Origin of the sequence: Mycobacterium sp. (assembly GCF_049278535.1) — a bacterium.
Taxonomy (GTDB): domain Bacteria; phylum Actinomycetota; class Actinomycetes; order Mycobacteriales; family Mycobacteriaceae; genus Mycobacterium.
Map to the genome: position 1 here is coordinate 1 of NZ_JBAPMI010000052.1, position 2859 is coordinate 2859.

3 protein-coding genes are annotated in these 2859 nt (G+C 67.2%); all 3 read right to left on the reverse strand.

The features are described from left to right. Positions 1-1682, reverse strand: a 1682-nt coding sequence (gene topA, locus WAO18_RS03055; RefSeq protein ID WP_422203778.1) for a type I DNA topoisomerase, incomplete at its 3' end; no start/stop codon positions are given. Positions 1683-1861: 179 nt separating this feature from the next. Then, positions 1862-2440 (reverse strand): hypothetical protein, encoded by a 579-nt coding sequence (locus tag WAO18_RS03060; protein WP_422203779.1) that lies wholly within the window; start codon positions 2438-2440, stop codon positions 1862-1864. 141 nt (positions 2441-2581) lie between these two features. After that, positions 2582-2785, reverse strand: coding sequence for a cold-shock protein (locus tag WAO18_RS03065; protein WP_005138711.1), 204 nt, complete (start codon positions 2783-2785; stop codon positions 2582-2584). Positions 2786-2859 lie beyond the last annotated feature (74 nt).

Genomic DNA, 2859 nt, shown 5'->3' on the forward strand with positions numbered 1-2859 from the left:
GTGACGGCGAACGCGACCCAGGACGGCACCAGCGCGCTGCCCTTCTTGTGCACGTAACCGCGGTCCTGGATGGTCTTGATGATCGATGAATACGTCGACGGCCGGCCAATGCCCAGCTCTTCGAGAGCCTTGATCAGCGACGCCTCGGTATAGCGGGCCGGCGGGTTCGTGGAGTGCCCGTCGGGGGTCAGCCCGGTGGCGTCCACCCGCTGTCCCTGGGTCAGCTGCGGGAGTCGGCTTTCGGCGTCGTCGGCCTCGCCGCCGGCCAGCTCGTCGACGGTCTCGACGTAGGCCTTCAGGAATCCGGCGAAGGTGATGGTACGGCCGCTGGCCGAGAACACGACCTGGCGACCATCGGATTCGCCGTTGATCCGCAGGCTGAGGGTGGTCCCGCGGGCATCGGCCATCTGCGAGGCCACCGTGCGCTGCCAGATCAGCTCGTAGAGCCGGAAGTCGTCGCCGTCGAGCTCGCGGCGCACCGCGTCGGGCGTGGCGAAGGTTTCACCCGCCGGCCGGATCGCCTCGTGGGCCTCCTGGGCGTTTTTCACCTTGCGGTTGTACTGGCGCGCCGACGGGTAGACGTACTCCTCGCCGTAGAGCTGACGGGCCTGGTTGCGGGCCGCGTTGATCGCCGACTGCGACAGCGTCGTCGAGTCGGTACGCATATAAGTGATGTAGCCGTTCTCGTAGAGCCGCTGGGCGATGCTCATCGTGCGCTCGGCGGAGAACCGCAGCTTACGGCCAGCCTCCTGCTGCAGCGTCGAGGTCATGAACGGCGGATACGGGCGCCGGGTATAAGGCTTTTCCTCCACCGACCCAACGGTCAGCTGGGATCCGTGCAGGCCGGTGGCCAGCGCTCCGGCGCTGGACTCGTCGAGCACCACGACCTCGTCGGGCTTGCGCAGTGTGCCCAGCGAGTCGAAGTCGCGGCCGGTCGCCACCCGCAGACCATCGACGTTGGTCAGCCGGGCAATGAAGCGCGCCGGCTGCGCCTTGGGGTCGGACACGCTGGCGTCCAGCTCGGCCACCACGTCCCAGTAGGCGGCGCTGCGGAACGCCATGCGGTCGCGTTCACGCTGCACGATGATGCGGGTCGCCACCGACTGGACCCGGCCCGCCGACAGCTTGGGCGCCACCTTCTTCCAGAGCACCGGGCTGACCTCGTAGCCATACAGCCGGTCCAGGATGCGGCGGGTTTCCTGGGCGTCGACCAGGTCGATGTCCAGGTCGCGCGGGTTCTCGGCGGCTTCCAGGATCGCCTGCTCGGTGATCTCGTGGAAAACCATCCGCTTGATCGGAATGCGCGGTTTCAGCGTCTCCAGCAGGTGCCAGGCGATCGCCTCGCCCTCGCGGTCACCATCCGTGGCGAGATAAAGCTCGTCGACATCTTTGAGCAGGCCTTTGAGTTCGGTGACCGTGCTCTTCTTGTCCGGGCTGATGATGTAGAGCGGCTCGAAGTCCTCGTCGACGTTGACCCCGAGCCGGGCCCACGGCTGCGACTTGTACTTCGCGGGCACGTCGGCCGCCGCCCGCGGCAGGTCGCGGATGTGGCCCCGGGAGGACTCGACGATGTAGTTGGAGCCCAGGTAGCCGGCTAATTTACGTGCCTTGGTCGGCGACTCGACAATGACGAGTCGTCGCGTCGCGCCATTCCCGCGGCCAGCACGGTCGCCTTCAGCCACCTCTATTTACGCTCGCTTTCCTTTACTTCTTTGCTCCGAGCGGGCCTCGCGGAAAGAAGTTCCGCGACCGGCCGCCGTCGCGTCTGCGGCGCCATTCGGCCCTGTAGACACCTGACAATGTGGCATTCGCGATGGACCGACGCAAACCGACCCCCCGTTCACCGGCCGCCCAATTATGGCTAGACGCGCGGCCAGAAGGGCAACGCCTCGGCGACCTCAGGGGGTTCCCCAACGTTCTCTACCAGGCGCGATAGCCGGCGACGGCCGCTGATCCGCAGCGCCGGCCGGGCGCCGCGGGTACCAATCAGGGTCGGTGCTATTCCGACTCGCATCAGCGCCGACGCCAACGGCGAATGGGTGTCGGGCGCGTGCGGGTCCAGTCCCAGGAGATAGCGATCGGCGTCCGGGACACCGGCGGCCAGAATCCACGCTCGCAGCTCGCGCGGCCCGGGCAACCACAGCGGCGGGACGGTCTTCACCGCGCCACGCGTCCACTCGACGGCGATCGGGCGCAAGCCGGCGTCGACCGCGGTCCGTACCAGCGGCGTGTTCTCGTCGGTGACGGTGATTTCGGCCGTCAGACCGGCCTCGTCGATCATCTGGCCGAGCGCCTGCGCGCGCCACGCCTGGTCGACGACCACCGACAGCCGGGCCCCTCCGCCGACCGTCACAATCTGGCCTGCGGCCGCCAGCACCCCGGTGAGGTCGCTGACCGCAGGCGGCACCGACTCAGCCGAGAAGAAGGAAAGCTGGCTCACGTCAACGACAGTAAGCGCCGGGACGGCGATGCACGCGATCGCGCGCGGAGCGGCGAAGAAGCAGGATCAGCAAGCAGCGAAAACCCCCCGAACAAACCCGGCGATTCGCCGACCGTGCGGGGGGTTGTCGTTAACAGCTGCTCAGACGGCGCGGACGCCGGTGGCCTGGGGACCCTTGGGGCTCTGCCCGACCTCGAACTCGACTCGCTGGTTTTCCTCGAGGGTGCGGAAGCCGCTTCCCTGGATCTCCGTGTAGTGGACGAACACGTCGGCCGAACCGTCTTCGGGGGCGATGAAGCCGAATCCCTTTTCCGCGTTGAACCACTTCACAGTTCCCTGTGGCATTTCTCGATATTTCCTTTACTACTCGGGTGCGGAGCATCACCTCGATGCTCCGGGCCCGTTCCGACCGCTAGACC